The 20,488-nt window shown below is 32.3% G+C and carries 16 protein-coding genes; 3 read left to right on the forward strand and 13 right to left on the reverse strand.

The genetic code is table 11. From position 1 onward, the window contains the following. Positions 1-32: 32 nt before the first annotated feature. Complete coding sequence (locus Q0891_RS00825) at positions 33-1,535, reverse strand: GH3 auxin-responsive promoter family protein (RefSeq protein WP_299098161.1); 1,503 nt, start codon at positions 1,533-1,535, stop codon at positions 33-35. Between the two features lie 197 nt (positions 1,536-1,732). Further along, positions 1,733-2,602 (reverse strand): M23 family metallopeptidase, encoded by an 870-nt coding sequence (locus tag Q0891_RS00830; RefSeq protein WP_299098162.1) that lies wholly within the window; start codon positions 2,600-2,602, stop codon positions 1,733-1,735. Between the two features lie 114 nt (positions 2,603-2,716). Here Q0891_RS00830 and Q0891_RS00835 point away from each other — a divergent pair, with 114 nt between their 5' ends. After that, a complete protein-coding gene (locus Q0891_RS00835; RefSeq protein ID WP_299098163.1) occupies positions 2,717-2,896 on the forward strand; it encodes a twin-arginine translocase TatA/TatE family subunit in 180 nt (59 codons plus the stop codon). A gap of 54 nt (positions 2,897-2,950) precedes the next feature. Here Q0891_RS00835 and Q0891_RS00840 read toward each other — a convergent pair whose 3' ends face one another. The 4 genes from Q0891_RS00840 to pgk all read right to left on the reverse strand — a co-directional run bounded on the left by Q0891_RS00840 (position 2,951) and on the right by pgk (position 7,807). After that, positions 2,951-3,931 (reverse strand): DUF4837 family protein, encoded by a 981-nt coding sequence (locus Q0891_RS00840; RefSeq protein WP_299098164.1) that lies wholly within the window; start codon positions 3,929-3,931, stop codon positions 2,951-2,953. 21 nt (positions 3,932-3,952) lie between these two features. After that, positions 3,953-5,512, reverse strand: a complete 1,560-nt coding sequence (locus Q0891_RS00845; RefSeq protein WP_299098165.1) for a LysM peptidoglycan-binding domain-containing protein — start codon at positions 5,510-5,512, stop codon at positions 3,953-3,955. Between the two features lie 129 nt (positions 5,513-5,641). Then, the gene (locus tag Q0891_RS00850; RefSeq protein WP_299098166.1) at positions 5,642-6,610 is read right to left on the reverse strand and encodes a hypothetical protein; all 969 of its coding nucleotides are present in this window, start codon (positions 6,608-6,610) and stop codon (positions 5,642-5,644) included. Positions 6,611-6,619: 9 nt separating this feature from the next. Next, positions 6,620-7,807 (reverse strand): phosphoglycerate kinase, encoded by a 1,188-nt coding sequence (gene pgk, locus Q0891_RS00855; protein ID WP_299098167.1) that lies wholly within the window; start codon positions 7,805-7,807, stop codon positions 6,620-6,622. A gap of 221 nt (positions 7,808-8,028) precedes the next feature. Between pgk and Q0891_RS00860 the strand changes: the two genes are divergently transcribed. Beyond that, positions 8,029-9,189: a DNA polymerase III subunit delta' gene (locus tag Q0891_RS00860; protein WP_299098168.1), complete on the forward strand. Its 1,161-nt coding sequence runs from the start codon at positions 8,029-8,031 to the stop codon at positions 9,187-9,189. A gap of 32 nt (positions 9,190-9,221) precedes the next feature. Here Q0891_RS00860 and Q0891_RS00865 read toward each other — a convergent pair whose 3' ends face one another. From Q0891_RS00865 to Q0891_RS00895, 7 genes are all read right to left on the reverse strand, one after another. Continuing rightward, complete coding sequence (locus Q0891_RS00865; protein ID WP_299098169.1) at positions 9,222-9,767, reverse strand: OmpH family outer membrane protein; 546 nt, start codon at positions 9,765-9,767, stop codon at positions 9,222-9,224. Between the two features lie 256 nt (positions 9,768-10,023). Continuing rightward, positions 10,024-10,884, reverse strand: coding sequence for a class I SAM-dependent methyltransferase (locus Q0891_RS00870; RefSeq protein WP_299098170.1), 861 nt, complete (start codon positions 10,882-10,884; stop codon positions 10,024-10,026). Positions 10,885-10,917: 33 nt separating this feature from the next. Continuing rightward, positions 10,918-11,463 carry a hypothetical protein gene (locus Q0891_RS00875; RefSeq protein WP_299098171.1) on the reverse strand — a complete coding sequence of 182 codons (546 nt, stop codon included), beginning with the start codon at positions 11,461-11,463 and terminating at the stop codon, positions 10,918-10,920. Between the two features lie 83 nt (positions 11,464-11,546). After that, entirely contained in the window at positions 11,547-13,418 is a 1,872-nt protein-coding gene (gene mnmG, locus Q0891_RS00880; protein ID WP_299098172.1) for a tRNA uridine-5-carboxymethylaminomethyl(34) synthesis enzyme MnmG, read from the reverse strand. Between the two features lie 274 nt (positions 13,419-13,692). Further along, positions 13,693-14,100, reverse strand: coding sequence for an rRNA maturation RNase YbeY (ybeY, locus tag Q0891_RS00885; protein ID WP_299098173.1), 408 nt, complete (start codon positions 14,098-14,100; stop codon positions 13,693-13,695). Continuing rightward, positions 14,093-17,764: a DUF4175 family protein gene (locus Q0891_RS00890; protein ID WP_299098174.1), complete on the reverse strand. Its 3,672-nt coding sequence runs from the start codon at positions 17,762-17,764 to the stop codon at positions 14,093-14,095. Before Q0891_RS00890 ends, ybeY begins: the two co-directional genes overlap by 8 nt. 8 nt (positions 17,765-17,772) lie before the next feature. Next, positions 17,773-18,717 carry a hypothetical protein gene (locus Q0891_RS00895; protein WP_299098175.1) on the reverse strand — a complete coding sequence of 315 codons (945 nt, stop codon included), beginning with the start codon at positions 18,715-18,717 and terminating at the stop codon, positions 17,773-17,775. A gap of 247 nt (positions 18,718-18,964) precedes the next feature. Between Q0891_RS00895 and gltX the strand changes: the two genes are divergently transcribed. Continuing rightward, on the forward strand, positions 18,965-20,479 hold the full coding sequence (gene gltX, locus Q0891_RS00900) for a glutamate--tRNA ligase (protein ID WP_299098176.1): 1,515 nt from the start codon (positions 18,965-18,967) through the stop codon (positions 20,477-20,479). Positions 20,480-20,488: the final 9 nt, after the last annotated feature.

Raw genomic sequence — 20,488 nt, forward strand, 5'->3', positions numbered from 1 at the left:
TTATTAAGCTATTTTAACACACAAATATAGGTTTATTTAGTCAGATTAAATTGGTGTAGATGGTCTGCAATTTTTCGGTCGTTAGAGAGTCTTGGTATTTTATTTTGTCCTCCCAATTTTCCTATTGATTTCATATAAGTTTGAAATCCATCTTTTTTAATTTTTGTAATCTTTAAAGGCCTTAAAACTTTCCCGTCTATTAAATCTAGATAATACGAATTTTGTTGTTTTAATGACGTTTCTAAAGCTTCTATTAATTGCGGTTCATTTTCTGGTTCGTTTTCAAATTCTATTAACCACTCATGATATGGCAAGCCTTCTTTAGGGTTAATTTGTGGTGCAACGGTAAATTCGTTTACCGAAATTGAGGTGTTTTCTGTGGCTTCTTTTAAAGCCTGTTCTACTTCTTTTCCTATAACATGTTCCCCAAAAGCCGAAATAAAATGTTTTATTCTTCCACTTACAATCACTCTATATGGTTTTAGTGATGTAAACTGAATAGTGTCTCCAATATTGTATGCCCAAAGACCAGCTGTTGTAGAAATAATCATAACATAATTTACGCTTAACTTTACATCTGCAATAGTGATACGTTTTGGGTTGTTTTCAAAAAAGTGTTCTGCTTCTATAAATTCATAAAAAATTCCTGAATCTAACTGAAGTAACATGCCTTTTTCATTTTGTTTATCTTGAAATGCAAAAAACCCTTCACTCGCAGGATACAATTCTATACTATCTACTTTTCGTCCTATTAAGTTTTCGAATTTTGCTCTGTAGGGCTCATAGTTTACGCCTCCAAATATGAAAAGATTGAAATTCTTAAAAAGGTCGCCAACGTTTTTACCCGACTTCTCAATCAATTTTTCAAAATACATTTGTACCCATGATGGAATTCCAGAAATGATACTCATATCTTCATTTATGGTTTCCTCTACAATAGCATCTACCTTGGTTTCCCAATCCTCAATACAATTGGTCTCTAAGCTTGGCATTCTATTTTTTTGAAGATATTTTGGCACATAATGCGCTACAATACCAGATAATCTTCCAAGTTTAATTCCATGTTTCTCCTCTAAAATTGGACTTCCTTGAAGAAATATCATTTTACCATCTACAAATTTTGCATTACCTGTTTCATGAATATACATTAATATAGCGTTTCTAGCAGCATTTACATGTGTAGGCATGCTTTCCTTGGTAATAGGAATATATTTTGCACCAGAGGTCGTCCCAGAGGTTTTTGCAAAGTAAATGGGCTTCCCTTTCCATAGGATATCTTCTTCACCGGCAACTACACGCTCTACGTATGGTTTTAATTCTTCGTAATCTCTTACTGGAACATTGTTTTGAAAATCTTTAAAAGAAGAAATTGAACTAAAATTATGATCTTTCCCAAAAGCGGTATGCTTTGCTTCTCCAATTAAATTTTCAAATACTTTTTGCTGTGTTTCAACAGGTTTTGAAGACCATTTTTTAATGGATTTATAAACACGTTTTGCAAATGGTTTTGCTAGAGCTGCTTTTAATGATAACATTATGTATTGTGCATTTTTAAACCAGTTAATAATTAAGATTTGTAGTTTTTTAAAAAACTGATACTTGACTGACGTCTGTTTTAAATATAAAAAGTTTCTGTGTTGTTTAAAGATTCTTGTAAAAGAATGTGTTCTGAAAAATACTAGTTTTTGTATTTCTTCAAACTAAAAGAAGAGAAATAATTTATAAACTATTTTCATTCAAAATCAATAAAATTTGTTGGATCAACAGAATAACCCTTACTCCACAATTCAAAATGAAGATGTGGTCCTGTGGTTAATTCGCCACCATCACCAGACATTGCTATAACCTCTCCAGATTTTACTAAATCTCCTTGTGTTTTTGTGATCGCAGAATTGTGTTTATATACCGAAATTAACTCTCGGTTGTGTTCAATAATAACCACAAAACCTGTTTCTACAGTCCATTCTGCAAAAATTATTGTACCATCCGCTGTTGCTTTTACTGGTGTATTAATTGGTACTACAACATCTACTGCATAATGTTTCTCTTCAAAATCATATCCCTCAGAAATAGTACCATTTACTGGTGGAAAAAGCACATAACTCGATTGATCACCTTCAACTTCAAATAAATTATATTTATCTTCTTTATCCACTTTTAGTCTCAGTAGAGAATCTTCCCGGTTGGTAGGTACTTGTAAAATATCTAAGTCCGTTTTAGCTGCTTCAATTATAGAGTCTCTATTAAATTCTAAGGTGGCTACATCACCTGTCAATACTTTTCTAATTGAGGCGTAATATTTTTTATTTAATTCTAACTCTTGAACTAATGAGTCGGTTTTATAATTGAGCATTGTTGCCTTCTTCTTTAATTTAGCAGACGAATAACCAGGAATATATTCCCTTAAAGGTGTAAAAGCAATTAATAAAACAGTTAAAAATATAAGAGAAATGGCAGAAATCGATGTTAGAATAAAAACATTGAGACGCGTTAATTTTATAGCGAAGCGTTCTTCAAAAGTATCTTCGTTTAATATGACTAAACGGTACTTATGAAGTAGCTTTTTAGCTAATTTTTTTTCCTTTTTTTTCTTTTTTGCCATTAAAACAAAATTAGTTAAAATACTCTAATAGCAATATATTAAAGTCCTAAAGTTAATATAACAACACTATTATTAAACTATAATTACTAACTTTGCACCATTAAATTAAAAGTTATGAGTTTAAGCATGTTACCATTAATGATTGGAATGCCACAGGTAATTCTTATCGCAGTTGTTGTTTTATTGATTTTTGGTGGAAAAAAAATACCAGAATTAATGAAAGGGTTAGGAAGTGGAATTAAGGAATTTAAAGATGCTAGTAAGGAAAATGATTCTTCAGAAAGTAAAGAATAATATTACACTTCTTAGATATAAAAAAAAGCCAACTTTGTAAGTTGGCTTTTTTTATTACTTAATCGTTATGGACTTAATCATAGCTTCGAGTTCAAAAATATAATCTCGCTTTGGTAGCGATGGTGCATATACATAGCCATCTGCTAATAAATACCTGTTATTAATTTTATCTTCTATGGCGTAAGTAATAAATGGACCTGCCATACTGTAGCCTTGCATGTCCCACATTCCTCTTACTTCGTAAGCTGGTTTATTGTCTATAATAGTTTTAAACAAAGAAGGTACATATGCATCTTCTACAGCCATATAGATACCGTCTTCTCCAGGGATTTTAGTTTTAGTAATATTATCTCTCATCTTTATAATATCTACTATAGTGCTGTCGCCTTGAGAAATGGTTTCCATTGGCACTTCATATAACATAAGTTCAATGGTTTTTGAGTTTTTAAGGTTTTTACGGATCCAGTAAAAATCTTCTTCTGCCTTACTAATTCTATATGCTGAAGGAATATCAATAGTTATACCTAATTGATCTTCCATTTCTTTATCAGTTAATAAAGAAAGATTAATACGTCTTAATTTTTCTTTTACTTCTTCTTTATTAAAAGCATCGAATATTTTATCACTATTCTCTTTTAATTGATCTATAATCTCTTGATTAGTTTTACCACTAACAACAGCAACCGTTTGCGGTTTGGCATATACGTCATTTACAATCTTTGTCGCTGCTTCTAAATCTCCTTTTTCAATTTTTAAAACAATTCTATTTCTGGCTGCAAAACCATCAAAAACCTGTGGTGGTATTTGCCTCATGCCAAACATAGGTTCTTCAGTCGGTAAACCATTTAATGGTGCTGCGAAAATATCTCTAATAGATTCTCCTACACTGTCTTCCCATAATACATTATCAGCAACTATAGATATTGTGTTTAGATTTCCGTTAGAATCTGGTAAATACATTTTGCTATCCTTTTTATCTGACTCGCCACAAGCCAATAGCAATACGCTTAATAATACGGTATAAAACGCTTTCATAAGTTTTAGTTTTGATGGTTTTTATTCAGAAACAATTAATATCATTCCTATTTTTAGTTTATTACTACTAATATCGTTCCAATCTTTAATATTCTGAACAGAAACTCCAGAATATTTTTGCGCAATAGTCCAAAGAGAATCTCCTGACTTTACCTTATACGTTTGTTTGCCTTCTGTATTTAATACTTTTTTAGGCGGTTTTGGTGGACTTGAAGCACCTTGATTTCTAGGATAAATAGTTAATCGTTGTCCTATTTTAAGGTTATTACTTCTTAAGCCATTCCATTGCTTTAGCTGACTTACTCTTACGCCATGTTTTCTAGCAATTTTTCCTAAGTAATCACCATCTCTAACGCGATAACTAATTTTAGAATCAGAACTAAATACTTGTGGTAATGGTTTTTCGCGTTGATTAAATTCCGCATTTGCAAATGCATAGATTTTGTCTTCATTAGTTACAAAAGGCCCAACAGCCTCTCTCGGCAATCTTAAAGCGTACGTTTTTCCTTCAACTTTAGGAATAATATCTAATTTATAAGCCGGATTTAAAAACTGTAATTCTTCAATTTTAACACCTGTAACTTCAGATACATGATCTAACGATATCATTTGTTTTACATGTACTGTATCTGTTTGAATTAATTGAAATGGTGGACGCTCTGGCTTAAAACCATGTTCTTCGGCATATTCAAAAATATACATGGTCGCTAAAAAAGCAGGCACATAACCAGCTGTTTCTCTTGGTAGATTACTTCTAATGTTCCAATAGTTTTTATAACCACCAGATCGTCTAATGGCTTTATTCACATTTCCTGGTCCAGAATTATATGCTGCTAATGATAAATCCCAGTCGCCAAAAATGCGATACATTCTTCCTAAATACTCTGCAGCTGCTTTAGTAGATTTTATAGGATCACTACGATCGTCTACATAACTACTAACATCTAGATCATGTTCTTTGCCTGTACCGTACATAAACTGCCAAATCCCAGTTGCTCCAACTCTAGAGCGTGCTCTTGGTTTTAACGCAGACTCAACAATGGCCAAATATTTCATTTCTAACGGAATATCATGGTTGTCAAATTCTTGCTCAAACATAGGAAAGTAAAAATGACTTAATCCCATTAAGCGCTCCATAGAAGTACGCCTATGCTTCAAATAACCTTTAATTACACTTTCTAAAGATGTGTTGTATTCTACATTAAAAGGCGTTCTTGCATTAAGACGTGCCAGCCTTGCTTTTAAAGTATCTGTAGATAACTCAGGGTAATAAACTGGCGCATACTCTAATTCTGTAACCGATTTATAAATAGTATCAAAAAGATTATTATTGTATAATTCCTCTAACCATTTAGCATCTAACTCTGCAGCTTCTGGTAAATCTTTAAGGTTCTTAATTGATGTAGTATCTATTTTTGCCTTTATCTCTTTTCCATTAGAAAAGAGCTTTCCATCTACAACTTCACCTTTATTTGAAACAGTATTAGACGTTGTTTTTGAAATGCTATCTATTTTAGTTTGGGAAAACCCACTAAATAAAGACATACATAGGCAAGCCAATAAAAACATTTTTGATGTCATGGTTTACAAATTGCTTCTTAATAATCAACGTAAAACTATAACGCTGGAATCGCTAAAAATAGTGTTTTTTACGGTATTAGCTAAAAATTGATAATAGTTGTTAAGGCTTTATACTTTTTTAAACCTCGATTAATTTGGTATAAAATAAAAAACCGGTGAACTTCTAAAGTTTGGTTCACCAGCTATATTTGTTTTAGTAACTTCTCCGTTGTTAGTATTTATTACACCTGTTTCATTGCGACCATCACCTCTATCAAAATATTCAAAAGCGTTGTCTGCTTCATCATATCCAATGGATGAATGTCCTAAAAACGAATAACCATCTGTAATGTCATATAGAATATTACCTTGTATGTTAGCTAAATACTCGTGCGTTTCGTAATTAATTATCTTTCTCCCAATTATATACTTACCTGTAGAATTACCAAAACCTTGAAAGAAATTAAAACTAAAATTTGTGTTTTCACTAATGAGTGTAAATGAATTTAGATCTACTAACTTTATTCGTTTTAATGACGAATTAAATACACTTTCCATTAAAATTAAAGTATCATCTTCAAAAAACGTACTGAATTCAATTCCATATCGATCCATTCCAAAATTTGCAGTAATATTTCTTTCTAAAACTTCCGATCCATTTTCAAAAGTTTTTAAAACTGCATTGTAATCACTGAGACCAAAAATTGCGTGAAACCTACTTTCAGATTCAAAATAGATTTCACTTATAAGATCCTCATTTTCATTAAATGTAATTATGGACTGTTGTGGTGTATAATAGTATTCTTCAGAACTGAATAACTCTGATAAATTAATTTTATTAAGAGTTACATTGTTTGAGAAATCATTTCTGGTAATAAAAAAAATCTCATTTGTATTCTCATTATTATAATAACCTAGAATACCCAAAATGCTATTTTGCGAATATATTTTTTTTATAACCTCATTTGATTGGTCACCAATAAATACAACATCGCCATCATAACTAAACAACACTTTATATCTCACATCCAACGCTCCATTTGATGAAGAATCATCACTAGAAGAGCATCCCAAAGACAAGAATAGAATACTAAAAAATAAAATTCTATATAAACTCATATCTGAAGATTAGCTTAAAATAGCAGCAATACCTGGCAAAGTTTTACCCTCTAAGCTTTCTAGCATTGCACCTCCTCCTGTACTTACATAACTTACTTTGTTTTCAAAACCAAATTGTTTTACAGCAGCGACAGAATCGCCTCCTCCAACAAGAGAAAAGGCACCATTTTGAGTTGAGTTTGCAATAGAATTACCAAGTTCTATGGTTCCGTTAGCAAAACTTTCTAATTCAAAAACGCCTAAAGGACCATTCCAAAGAATCGTTTTGCATTGGTTAACAACAGCATCAAAGTTTGCTATTGATTTAGGACCAGCGTCTAAACCTTGCCATCCGTCTGGTATTTCTGTAACATCACAAACTTGAGTATTTGCATCATTACTAAAGGCATCTGCAGCTATAACATCTACAGGTATATGAATTTGTACACCTTTTTCTTTTGCTTGCTTTAGAATATCTAAGGCTAATTCCATCTTGTCGTCTTCACAGATAGAATCTCCAATTTTACCACCTTGTGCTTTTATGAAGGTAAATGTCATTCCTCCTCCAATTATTAGATGATCTACTTTGTCTAGTATATTCTCTATAACGGTAATTTTTGAAGATACTTTTGCTCCACCTAATACAGCTAAAACCGGCTTTTCACCATCTTCCATTACCTTTTTAATACTCTCAATCTCTTTAGCTAATAAGCTACCAAAACACTTGTCTTCTGGGAAAAATTGAGCCACAATTGTAGTAGAAGCATGCGCTCTGTGTGCTGTACCAAAGGCATCATTCACATAGATATCGCCTAATTTTGATAATTGCTCAGCAAAATCTTTATTTCCTTCTTTTTCTTCTTCGTGAAAACGTAAATTCTCTAATAATAAGATTTCACCTGGCTGCAAAGCATTAGCCATTTCCTCAGCTTCAGAACCAACACAATTACTAGCAAATTTTACTCCAACACCTAAAACATCTTCAATTTTTGGAATGATATGTTTTAACGAAAATTCTTCTTGCACACCTTTTGGTCTACCCAAGTGTGACATTAAAACACAACTACCACCATCTTCTAATATTTTAATGATTGTTGGCTTAGCAGATACAATTCTAGTAGCATCTGTTACCTGAAAATCATCATTTAATGGCACATTAAAATCTACTCGGATTAATGCTTTTTTATTTTTAAAATTGAAATCGTTTAATGTCTTCATGAGAATTTAAATAAGAGGTGAAAAAAACTGTTTTGAATCACAAATATAAAGATTACCAAGTTAAAAAATAGACTTTAAAGCACTACATTTCACTAATAAATGGCCTTTATTTACGATAACCTTTTCGTTAATCTACGCCTTTCTTTGTATGGCATAACTTAATAATATATAACTCAGAAAAAATTAATTTTAGATTCATAAAAAAAACATAGTTTTGCTTTATGCAATTTTCTGAAGTTTTAGGTCAAAAACACATAAAAAACCACCTTACTACAAGTGTTGATGCTGGCAGAATTGCCCATGCGCAACTATTTGTTGGTCCTGAAGGTTCTGGTACATTGCCAATGGCTTTAGCGTATGCACAATACATTTTGTGTAGTAATACCAATGGCGAGAATTCTGGCGGTAACGAATCTTGTAATATAAAATTTAAGAATTTTTCTCATCCAGATCTACATTTTGCGTTTCCGGTAACTACAAGCGATAAGGTTAAAAGCAAACCTGTTTCTAGTTTCTATTTAGAAGAATGGCGACAACTCCTAGATCAACAACCTTACGGAAACCTATTTGATTGGTATAAAATGCTTGGTGTAGATAATAAACAAGGGCAAATTGGTGTAGATGAAGCTTTACAAATTGTAAAATCTTTAACGCTAAAATCGTATGAAGGTGGCTACAAAGTAATGCTTATTTGGATGGCAGAAAAGATGAATACAGCTAGTGCCAACAAGTTACTTAAACTCATTGAAGAGCCACCTGAGAAAACTATATTTATTCTCATTGCTGAAGACGAAGAGCAAATAATTAATACAATCCGTTCACGTTGTCAAATCTTACATTTTCCGCCATTAGCGGAAGAAGCTATTGCTGAAGCTTTAGTTAAAAACTATCATATTGAAGAATCAGTTGCGACTAAAATTGCACATCAAGCGAATGGAAATTACAATAAAGCTTGTGATCTTATTTATCAAGACAGTGAAGATATTCAATTTGAAAAATGGTTTGTGATCTGGATTCGTTCAGCATTTAAAGCTAAAGGAAACAAAGCTGCTATTCACGATTTAATTTCATGGTCTGAAGAAATTGCGAAAACAGGACGAGAAACACAAAAGAAATTTTTAGCCTTTTGTTTAAATTATTTTAGGCAAGCACTGTTGCTTAATTATAAAGCTGATGAATTGGTATATTTAGAACCAAAATCTGATGGGTTTAAGCTTGAAAAATTTGCGCCTTTTGTGCATGATTCTAACATAATGGAAATATCAGAAGAACTGCAAGATGCCATTTACCATATAGAACGTAATGGTAATTCTAAGATTGTTTTAACCGATTTATCTATAAAACTGACACGTTTACTTCATAAAAAAAGCCAAGCTTCTTAGGCCTGGCTTTGTAATTTTTATTTTAATCAACATTATTCAGTTGCTGTAGTTTCAGCACTAGTTTCTTTTGCTTCACCTCCTTTATTTAATGCTGAAAGAATTTCCTCTGTTATATCCTTTCCTTCTGCACCATATAAAACACTACCAGCATCATTTGCGCCTAATATAAAAGTATATCCATTAGCTTTACCATAATCCTTGATAAAAGCTTTTACTTGTTTAACTAAAGTATCAATTTCTTTCTGACCTTCTGTTTGCAAAGCTTTTTCCTCGTTACCAATTTGATAATCTTGCATTTGTTTTTTCTGAACCAATGCATTATATACTTCTTCTTGCTTAGTCTTATTCATTTTTGAAGCTTGAGATTGAAATGCTTGCGCTTCCATTTGAATCATTTGATTAAGGCTATCCGCTTTTTTATTGAAGGCATCTACTTTAATTTTAAATGATTCTTCAAAGTCAACTTTCTTATTAAATTCGTTTACCACTTTTGTATTATCTACAAATGCTGTTTTTTGTTGTTCTTGGCAAGAAGCCGCTCCAACTAAAACCATTAAACCTAAAATTACTTTTTTCATTCTATTTTGTTATTTACTAATTATGAAAGTTAAAATCTTTCTTATTTATGTTTCAAATTAATTTTTGCAAATGTATAAAAGTTACAGAGTGAAATGGCGAATTTTTTAAATATTGATATTTTCTATGGAAAATAAACACCCTTATTTTTAAAATCTATTGAAAACGACGTCATTTAAGGCGTTTTAAGCGCATTTCTAAAATTTCTGTTGTTACTAGACTTGAAACTCTTAGAAGCTCTAAAAAAACATATTTAAATTACGAATTAGTATTCTTGAGCACATAAATATGCGACGAATACTCTTTAGAGTGTTTTGCCTTCCGATTAGAGCGCCAACCAATCCAAAATGCCTTAACCGGATTCATAAATCCAGATTTATATTTTTCAGAAAGTAAACACACATAATAAGCATCAAATGTCATTGGTAATACTTTTTCTAATGTCATCTTTTTCTTTTTGAACAATTCTGAAATAGATGTTTTAGAAAAATGCCAAAGGTGTCTTGGCACATCATAAGCTGCCCAAAACTTTTTATAATACTGCGCATCGTAACTTTTATAATTTGGAACCGCAATTACTAAAGTGCCATTTGGTTTTAATAACGATTTAAATAATGCTGTGTGCATTTCTAAATCTGGTAAATGCTCTAACACATGCCAAAGCGTAATAACATCAAAACTGTTCGGTTTTAGTTTTGATAACTCTTCAGTTTCAAAGACAGCGTTATTAGTTTTAGAGTTGGCAATTTGTCTTGCACTTTCATTGGGTTCTATTCCAGCAATACTCCAACTATCTTTTAAAGCGGTTTGTAAAAAGTCGCCTGTTCCACATCCAATATCTAAAAGCTGTTTGGTTTCTGACTGAAAAGAATTAATTAATTTCAGTTTTCGCTTTAGAGAAATTTCTCTCACTTTGTGATACACAAATTCTAATAAATTCCGCTTCGTATCTGTGTGTGAAATATAGTCTTCACTTTTATAATATTCAGATAACTTTTCTCCTTTAGGTTCTGGAAAAGTTTCTAACATATCGAGTTCTTTATTATGTAATAATTGAAACTCTTCTTTAGAGACGGAATGGTCTTTTAGGGTTAGGTATGTTTGTTTGTTGTTTGGCACGAATACTATTTACATTTTAAATAATTTACAATATCAATAATAAAATATTTCTTCAATTTGTCTAACAAATGAAATATCATCCTTTTTTGAAATGAAGAATGTAGAAGGATTAAGCGCACCTGTAAACGCCAAAATTCCATAATTTTCATTAAATAAAATAGGTTCTATTCCGTCAACTATCGGATCCTTCATTCTAAAACTATCAAATGAATTTCCTTCTGAATCAAACAATACTTTTAATTTATTTAATTCATATTTAGAACCAATATCAAAACTCAAAATTTTAGAATTCAAATTGTAGTCAATCTTTAAACTTCTAGCCAAGTCTGTTTCACAAGTATAACGATACGTAATTACTGAATCTTTAATTGTTTTACTCAGACGATATTCAGTTCTTAGTTTTATAGAATCATTAAAAAAACTATACAAATACCTTGTTTGAAGAATGCTAGAATTTTGAACAAAAGGCTCTTCATTATATTTATCTTGTATATCATTAAGTATAAAAAAAACAAATCCAATCGTTGACAAAACAACAACAGCGAAAACAAAAATCAGTATGTCTTTAGCTTTTTTCAAATGATTGTTTCACGTGGAACATTAATATAACATTTCATAAGATTAGCTTCGCTGAATCTGCGATTTCCCTTTTTCAAAGGAATTTAGCGACCTAAATAAACTAATAAAACAGAAATATCATTAGGCGAAACTCCACTAATTCGAGATGCCTGAGAAATAGTTACCGGCTGTATTTTGTTTAATTTTTGTCTCGCTTCAATACTCATAGATTTCAATTTTGAATAATCAAAATCTGCAGGAATCTTTAAATTTTCAAGTCTATTTAACTTATCTGCATTGTTCTTTTCCTTCTCAATATAACCAGCATATTTAACCTGGATTTCAGTTTGCTCTATAACTTCCCTATCCAAATCATTCGCTCGAATATAACCTTCAACGGCCTCAAACTTTCTTACATCGTCAATGGTAATATTTGGTCTTGCATACAACTTAAACATCTTATCTTGCTGCTTCACTATAGCAGAATTTTTAGATTCTAAAACAGGATTTGCTTCTTCGGGTTTCACACTTGTGTCTCTAAAAAATTGCACAAAAGCTTCCGATTTAGATTGCTTTTCTTCCATACGTTTTAGACGTATTTCAGAAGCTAAACCTAATTGATACCCTTTAGGTGTCAACCTGAAATCAGCGTTATCTTGCCTTAATAAAGTTCTGTATTCAGCACGAGATGTAAACATTCTATAAGGCTCTTCTGTTCCCTTCGTAATTAAATCATCAATTAAAACACCTATATAAGCTTCATCTCTTTGCAAGGTAAATGCTTCCTTTTCTTGAACTTTTAAACTCGCATTTATTCCAGCCATCAAACCTTGAGAAGCGGCTTCTTCATATCCCGTAGTTCCATTAATTTGTCCAGCAAAATATAGACCATCTACTAACTTTGTTTCTAGCGTATGTTTTAATTGTGTTGGTGGAAAATAATCATATTCTATAGCATAACCTGGTCTGAAAAATTTCACATTTTCAAATCCAACTACAGAACGTAAGGCTTTGAACTGAACATCTTCTGGCAACGATGTGGAGAAACCATTAATATAATATTCGCATGTATTCCAACCTTCAGGTTCTACGAATAACTGATGTCTATCCTTATCAGTAAATCGATTAATCTTATCTTCAATTGAAGGACAATAACGAGGTCCAACACTTTTAATTCTACCATTAAACATTGGCGAACGGTCAAAACCTTCACGCAACAAATCGTGAACCAATTCACTTGTATAAGACATATGACAAGAACGTTGTTCTGTCAATGGTTTTGTAATATCCAAATAAGAAAACTTCTCAGGATTTACATCACCAGGTTGCTCAATCATTTTAGAAAAATCTAAAGAACGACCATCAACTCTTGGTGGTGTTCCTGTTTTCATTCTTCCTGATTCGAAACCTAAATTAACGAGTTGTTCTGTGATCCCAGTTGCTGCTCTTTCACCTGCCCTTCCTCCACCAAAATTTTTATCTCCTATATGAATTAAGCCATTTAAAAAAGTTCCATTAGTTAACACAACAGACTTCGCTCTTACTTCAACTCCAAGAGATGTTTTTACACCAACCACTTTATGATTTTCTACAATAAGGCCAGACACCATCTCTTGATAGAAATCAAGATTTTCAGTGCCTTCTAAAAGCATCCTCCAATCTTCAGCGAAACGCATTCTATCCGATTGCACTCTTGGACTCCACATTGCTGGTCCTTTAGATTTGTTTAGCATCTTAAATTGAATCGCAGACGTATCTGAAACAATTCCGCTATAACCACCAAGCGCATCAATCTCTCTAACAATTTGTCCTTTTGCAATTCCTCCCATTGCAGGATTACAAGACATTTGTGCAATGTTTTGAAGATTCATCGTAATTAACAACGTCTTACTTCCCATGTTTGCAGCAGCAGCAGCAGCTTCACTTCCTGCATGTCCTGCTCCAACAACTACAACATCATATTCTTCGTTAAACATAACTTTGGTTTATCTTAATTATTCACAACCTTTTATCTTTGCTTTTGTCAAGCTGAACTTGTTTCAGCTTCTATACTATAATTAAATACTAGATTCTGAAACAAGTTCAGAATGACACACCTAAAACTCGGTCAATAAAACTATTGTTCCACGTGGAACAACTCTATTGAATTCAAATTAAAAATTTGAGTTCGCAAATATACAATGAAATTCAAACAGTACTCATCAACTACTTTTTGTAATCTGAATTAGAGATTCCTTTTTTCAAAGGAATTCATCGTATACCTAGATAGTAATCTTCTTTTGAGCGCATTAACTTTTCTTCGTCGTCTGACTTATCTTTGTATCCACAATAATGAAGTACACCATGAATGATTACTCTTGCGATTTCATCTTCAAAAGAAACATTAAAATCTGAAGCATTTTCTTTAACTCTATCCACAGAAATATAGATTTCGCCATGTAATTCTTTTCCTACAGAATAATCAAAGCTAATAATGTCCGTTAATGTATCGTGATTTAGAAAATCGACATTCAATTTATGTAAGTAATCATCAGAACAAAAAACGTAAATGATTTCTCCTTCTCTACAATTTTCTTCTTGAATGGTACTTGAAATCCACTTTGAAAAATGAACTTCGTTCTCTAATTTAAAATCTGTTTCGTAGTTAAAACTAATCATTGGCTTTATTAAAATACTCTTGAATTTTCTTCTTAAAATGATTTTGCAAAGGTAATGCTTGTCTATTTAAAATCTCAGTGGTATTAAAATATTGTTTAGCTGTTGGAATTTGACTTCCATTATTCTGATTGAATTCTACTGTATTAGTTTCAGATTTACGCTTGGTATCTTGACCTTGCATAAACGTAGCATTCTCCATTTTTAATAATTGATGCTGCACATCCATCATTTTTTGAAGCGTTTGATTTGTGAATCCTGTGTTTAATAAATCTAATTCAATTTCTTCCATTTGCTTTATTAGTTGTCCTGCTGATTCTATCTTTCCTTCCTTTGCAAATTTATCTTCTAAAGCCTGACGTAATAATTGTTGTTTCTGGTAAATTTTATAAAGTTCACCATTCTGTTCTTCGCTTCCTCCTTCTCCATAACCATCATTTTGTTCGCCTTCACCATCACGTCCATTTTTTCCATTCTTGCCATTCTTTCCTTTTCCCTCACCATTTTCAATTTCTCCATTATCACCTTCTCCTTTTCCTTCTTTACCACCATTGCCATCTTTACCATTCTTCCCTTCTTTTTGACCATTTTGGTTGCCTTCTCCTTGTTGTTCTCCATTTTGTCCAGATTTACCACCTTGACCACTCTTTCCTTGTCCTTCTCCACGCTTTCCATTCTCTCCACTTTTGCCATCTTTACCTTCCTTACCAGCTTTGCCTTGCTCTCCAGGTTTTTCGCCTTGACCGTCTTTACCTTCTTTTCCCTCGTTACCTGGTTTCTCTCCTTCGCCTTCCTTACCCTCTTCTCCTTCTTTGCCTTCTTTTCCTTCCTCACCTTTCTTTACGCCTTCCTCCATCTTTTTATTGAGCTCTTCTTGACTCATAATAATATCATCTAATTGTCCTTCTCCACCTTCGCCTTGTGATGGATTCATAGACATTTCCATATTATCTAAAACATCACTTAAAAAACTTGCCAATTCATTAGTAGACGTAACTGCATATTGTTGTGCACCAACGCCTTGATATAATCTATTTTCTGAAAGTTGTTCTAATGCCTTATCGATGTTGAAATACACCTCAGTAATCTGAGAATTTACTTTCTCTGAAATTTTTGGTTGCCTTAAAGACAATGCAAATAAACTATCGTCTATATGCTCAAAATGTTCTCTAAGGTTGCTTTGCTCTATGATATATTTTCCGTAATTATTGTTATTGATACCAATACTCTCAAAGGTTTCCATGAGCTCTTCTTGGTCAAAAGAATACAATAATAAATTCTCTAATATTTGACGAAGTGCGTCAATATCTTCAGACATTTGGTCGCCTCCACCACCTCCTCCAGCTTTCATTTTCATCATCTCACTCATTTGTTTCATTTTCTGAGCGGCTTTCTTCTGCTGTTTTTTGGCTTTCACTTTCTGTTCTTGCGCTTCTTTTTGGTCGCCCTTAGATTCGGCTTCTTCTTTCTTTTCTAAGGCTTCCTTAGCTTCCTTTTGGTCGAATTTAATTTCATCTTCTAAAAACTCATCCCTTGCAATTTTCATTGGTTTTTGAAGTTGACGGTCCTCGCGTTTTAAATCTTCTAAATCTTTTTGAAGTTTATCAAACTCCTCATTCAATTTTTCTTGAGCTTCTTTGGTGTTTTCTTTTTCCTTTTTGGATAACTCTTCTTGTTCTTCTGACAGTTTTTCTAATTCACTTGAAACTTTCTCAGCCTTCTTCATCACATAGAAACGTTTGGTCAACTCTAAAAGTTGCTTCATGCTACGTTTCTTATTCTTGTTTTGTTTGGTTAATTCTTCAAGTTTTTGTGTGAATTCTTCTTTGTTTATTTTATCCTTTAATTCTTCCAATTCTTTAAGCAATTCTTCATCCTTTTTTAATTGCTCTTCATTTTCTTTTAAACGTTCTTTTAAATCTTCTTTAAATTGGTCGTCTTTCTTTTCGTCTTTTTGAAATTCCTCTAAATTATCTTGCAGTTTTTTGTTGAAGTTTTTCATCAACTGCTCTTGATTTTTTTGACGTTTTAAGAACTCTTCAAACTTCTTCTTGTCATTAAAATTTAGACTTTCTTTTTCCTTTTGCGTTTTAGATAATTCTTCAAGCTTTTTATCTTGTTCTTGAAGTTTATCAAACGTTTTACTGATATCCTTTATCGTTTCGTTCTGCTCATTAAGCTGTTTTTGCTCTTCTTCATCCTTTGTTAATTTTCGGTAACTGAACGTAGAACTTTTGGTACGCTTGTAATTGTGCAGTGCATCATTATCGAAAACCTCGAAATACAGTTGGTAACTTACACCATCTTCAAGGTTGAATTGATTTGGAAATGCACTTACAAATTCTGAAAAATTTGATTTAGAAATAGTAATGGGTTCTACTACTTTTTTAGACTCATCGTCTGTTGGATAATACACCAATTGTAGTTTTGTTAAGCCATAATCATCACTCGCTTGTCCATAGAAATACAAACTCTGTTGGTCTATGGAATCTTTTTGTACCTTGATTTTCATTTCAGGATAACCATCCTTAATGACGTTGATGTTGTACGCTAAGTTTTCATAATCTTTAAGGTCATCATTACTGGTCGTAATACTGTAATTGTAGTTGTTGTAAAGTCGTTTTGAAGCTTCAAAAATTCCATTGCTATTCGACTTAAAACTTAAAGTATCTTCCGCATAAATTTGAACACCTGTTGTAGATTTTGTCTTTGCTTTCCACGTGATATTTGTACCTTCAGGAATTACTGCAGAACCTGTACTTTTCAACACCTCATCTTGCTTTTTGGTATGCGATGGATAGTCTAAAACCATTTCGAAATTTACCAAATTTGGTGTGTTGACTACCGTTAATTTATAAGGTTTTGATGTGACATCATTAGCCGATAAGGTAAATTCTATCGGTTCTTTAGGTAAACTGAATGTGTATTGAAATTCGCCAGCTGCGACTTGTTGTAAAAAGTAAGATTGCCCGTTGAATTTGATTTGTGCGTTCTCAGGTATCACATTTCCTGCTGTGGAAATATTGAGTTTAAAATCCTTATTTTCAATAGCTTGTAAATTTTCATTCAACACAAAAAACTGAAAAGGCGCTGGTGGTTCGTATGCCGTTTTGTAATTAACAACACGTTCGTAACTATCACTAAACCAATTTATTTTTCCAGTAACAAACGACAACAATAAAATGGCGATTGGAATGGCTGCATATTTTAAATATTTGGTATTTGATTTAAAGTTAATCGCAGATTTAAAAGGAATGGGTTGTAATTCTTGCGACTTCTGTTCTATACTTGCTAAAAGCAAATCGGATTGTTGAGGGCTTTGATTAAGTTGAAGTACATTTAATAACTTATCGTTCACTTCTGGAAAATGATTTCCTATCAGTTTAGAAGCCGTTTCAAAATTGATGCCTTGTTTTAATTTGAATAAATGTGACAACGGAATGGCTATAAACTTTACGAAGAGTGCTAATTCTACTGCGATAAACGTCCAAAATAATATCGTTCTAGCTGTTGGATTAAGCCATAACACATATTCTACGAATAATGTAATTATAAGATATAGTAAACCAATGGCGAAAAATAAGATAGCACCTTTTAGTAGTTCATTGGTGTAATACCTTTTAATGAATTGCTCTAGCTTTTGTTTTATGGTTTCGAAATTGCTCATTTAGCCAATTATAATTCTTCTTTTAAAATCCAGTCTATCAAATTATCTTTATCAACAATAGACCAACTGTGAGGATGGCGATCTCCGTTAGAACGGTAACCTTTATTTTTTGTTGCAATATACTGTACATCTTTAAACCCAAAATTCTTCAAAGATTCAGATAGACTTTTAATATAATATGCATTCATTTCATCATATTTAGCCATTGTTCTTTCTTTCCACCAAAGTGTATCTGGTTCTGTATAAAGTCTAATTCTTGTGTTTTTTAAGTTCTCGATATTGTCAAAATTATTCGTTTCTGATGTAAATACAGCAAACGCTTCATAGTTAGAAAGGTTTTTATGAGGATTGCCAAATTCTTTACTTAAAGTTTCTAGTATCCACGTGCTCTCTTCCATTGTAGAATTAGACAAATTACGTTTTAAGTTTTTTTCAGAAGTCTTATATAGAGCTACCAAATCAATAGGCGAATCAACAATAAAAACACCTTCTGGAACTAAATTAGAATTTCCATTAGTCATGTAATCGCTTATTAAAAGTGCCATATTTCCGCCACTTGAAAATCCACCTATAAACATATTATCTTCAGGTAAATTATGCTCATTGAAAATGGTTTTAAGATCTTTAGTTAGTTCTTCTAATTCACTTTTTCCGAGCCATAACTTTCTGTTATAATTCATAAACAAAACAGCAACGTCATTGTTTTTAGCCTTTTCAAGAATTTTAAATTCCCGTTTTACGTCTTTAGCCGTTTCTGGAAAACCTCCAAAAAGAACTAATGTCGCTTCTATGTTTTTAACTGGTTTGCTTAATTCGTAATCATCGTGCTTTATGTCTTGATAAGTAACTTCTTCAAAGATTTCAGTTTCTTCTTTTACTTCTGCTTCTTTCACTTCATTCTTACACGAGATAAAAACAGTAATTATTGATAGTATTACTAAAAGCTTTTTCATGGGTTCAATTGTAAAATACAAAATGTTAAACTACACTCTATATTACCTTTAACTGACTAAACTACAAATTTATTTTAATCGAAAATAGTTGACAACTAATAAGATTCTGTTAATATAGAAGAATTAACTGTTAAATACGGCAAAACTTAACAACTGCTTATTTTCTTTGTTCTAAAATTCTATCAAACTATCTTTGCGCGAGATTCTGAAATAAATTCAGAATGACAAACTATTTCTATTTTCCGTTATGTCTAAAAAAGTACGTGTGCGTTTTGCACCTAGTCCAACAGGACCTTTACATATTGGTGGTGTAAGAACTGCTTTATTCAACTATTTATTTGCCAAAAAACATGGTGGCGATTTTGTATTAAGAATTGAAGATACAGACCAAAATCGTTTTGTAGAAGGTGCTGAAGATTATATTGTTAAATCATTAGACTGGTGTGGTATGTCGTTTGACGAAGGTCCAGGAAAAAACGAAAAATTTGGTCCATACAGACAAAGTGAACGCAAACATTTGTACAAACAATATGCTGATGAATTAATTGCAAATGGCAAAGCCTATTATGCTTTTGATACTGCTGAACAATTAGATGCCGAACGAAAAGGCCACGAAGCCGAAGGCAAAACCTTTATTTATAATTGGCACAATCGTGAAAAAGGACGTTTGGTTAATTCTTTAGTGTTAACTGAAGAAGAAACTAAAGCTAAAATTGAAGCAGGTGATCATTTTGTGATTCGTTTTAAATCGCCTCAAGATGAAACGTTGCATTTAACGGATATTATTCGTGGGAATATTAAGATTGATACTAATGTTTTAGACGATAAAATTTTATTTAAAAGTGATGGTATGCCTACCTATCATTTAGCGAATATTGTAGATGACCATTTAATGGAAATTACACATGTGATTCGTGGCGAAGAATGGTTACCATCTTTAGCATTACACAAATTATTATATGATGCTTTTGGTTGGGAAGCGCCAGAATTCGCGCATTTACCATTGATTTTAAAACCAACAGGAAAAGGTAAACTAAGCAAACGTGATGGTGATAAAATGGGATTCCCAGTATTTCCATTAGAATATACAGCTCCAGACGGCACCGTTTCTAGAGGCTATAAAGAAGATGGTTATTTCCCAGAGGCAGTTGTCAATTTCTTAGCCTTTTTAGGATGGAATCCTGGAACAGAACAAGAGATTTTTAGCTTAGAACAAATGATTGCAGATTTTGATTTAGCTAGAGTCAATAAAGCTGGTGCACGTTTTGATCCAGATAAAACGAAGTGGTTTAATCATCAATACATGCAACAACAACTAGATTTAGATTTAGCCGAACAATTTAAAGCTTCCAAAGCAGAATTAGCAGACATTGATGTTAATTACATTGCTTTATGTGTTGGCTTAATAAAAGAACGCGCAACGTTTGTTTCAGATTTTTGGGATTTGAGTCATTTCTTTTTTACAGCGCCAAAAGCTTATGATGAAAAAGCTTCTAAAAAAGCATTGAAAGAAGGTACAGCAGATATTATGACTAAGGTTATAGAATTGGTTAATGCTACTGAAGATTTTACGGTTGTAAACCTTCAAACTAACATTAAAGGTTGGATTACCGATAATGAGATTGGGTTTGGTAAAGTAATGATGCCTTTAAGACTCGCTTTAGTTGGTGCTTTACAAGGACCAGATGTTTTTGATATTATGTATATGATTGGTAAAGCTGAAACCGTGAAACGTATTGAGAATTTGATTAAAAATATTTAATATAACTTA

This window comes from uncultured Winogradskyella sp., assembly GCF_947498005.1.
In the GTDB taxonomy this organism is placed as follows: Bacteria; Bacteroidota; Bacteroidia; order Flavobacteriales; family Flavobacteriaceae; genus Winogradskyella.

Excerpts from the sequence above, each read along its gene's own strand:
- Q0891_RS00825 (WP_299098161.1), bottom strand. The coding sequence starts at position 1,535 with ATGTTATCATTAAAAGCAGCTCTAGCAAAACCATTTGCAAAACGTGTT.
- Q0891_RS00830 (WP_299098162.1), bottom strand. The coding sequence starts at position 2,602 with ATGGCAAAAAAGAAAAAAAAGGAAAAAAAATTAGCTAAAAAGCTACTT.
- Q0891_RS00835 (WP_299098163.1), top strand. The coding sequence starts at position 2,717 with ATGAGTTTAAGCATGTTACCATTAATGATTGGAATGCCACAGGTAATT.
- Q0891_RS00840 (WP_299098164.1), bottom strand. The coding sequence starts at position 3,931 with ATGAAAGCGTTTTATACCGTATTATTAAGCGTATTGCTATTGGCTTGT.
- Q0891_RS00845 (WP_299098165.1), bottom strand. The coding sequence starts at position 5,512 with ATGACATCAAAAATGTTTTTATTGGCTTGCCTATGTATGTCTTTATTT.
- Q0891_RS00850 (WP_299098166.1), bottom strand. The coding sequence starts at position 6,610 with ATGAGTTTATATAGAATTTTATTTTTTAGTATTCTATTCTTGTCTTTG.
- pgk (WP_299098167.1), bottom strand. The coding sequence starts at position 7,807 with ATGAAGACATTAAACGATTTCAATTTTAAAAATAAAAAAGCATTAATC.
- Q0891_RS00860 (WP_299098168.1), top strand. The coding sequence starts at position 8,029 with ATGCAATTTTCTGAAGTTTTAGGTCAAAAACACATAAAAAACCACCTT.
- Q0891_RS00865 (WP_299098169.1), bottom strand. The coding sequence starts at position 9,767 with ATGAAAAAAGTAATTTTAGGTTTAATGGTTTTAGTTGGAGCGGCTTCT.
- mnmG (WP_299098172.1), bottom strand. The coding sequence starts at position 13,418 with ATGTTTAACGAAGAATATGATGTTGTAGTTGTTGGAGCAGGACATGCA.
- ybeY (WP_299098173.1), bottom strand. The coding sequence starts at position 14,100 with ATGATTAGTTTTAACTACGAAACAGATTTTAAATTAGAGAACGAAGTT.
- Q0891_RS00890 (WP_299098174.1), bottom strand. The coding sequence starts at position 17,764 with ATGAGCAATTTCGAAACCATAAAACAAAAGCTAGAGCAATTCATTAAA.
- Q0891_RS00895 (WP_299098175.1), bottom strand. The coding sequence starts at position 18,717 with ATGAAAAAGCTTTTAGTAATACTATCAATAATTACTGTTTTTATCTCG.
- gltX (WP_299098176.1), top strand. The coding sequence starts at position 18,965 with ATGTCTAAAAAAGTACGTGTGCGTTTTGCACCTAGTCCAACAGGACCT.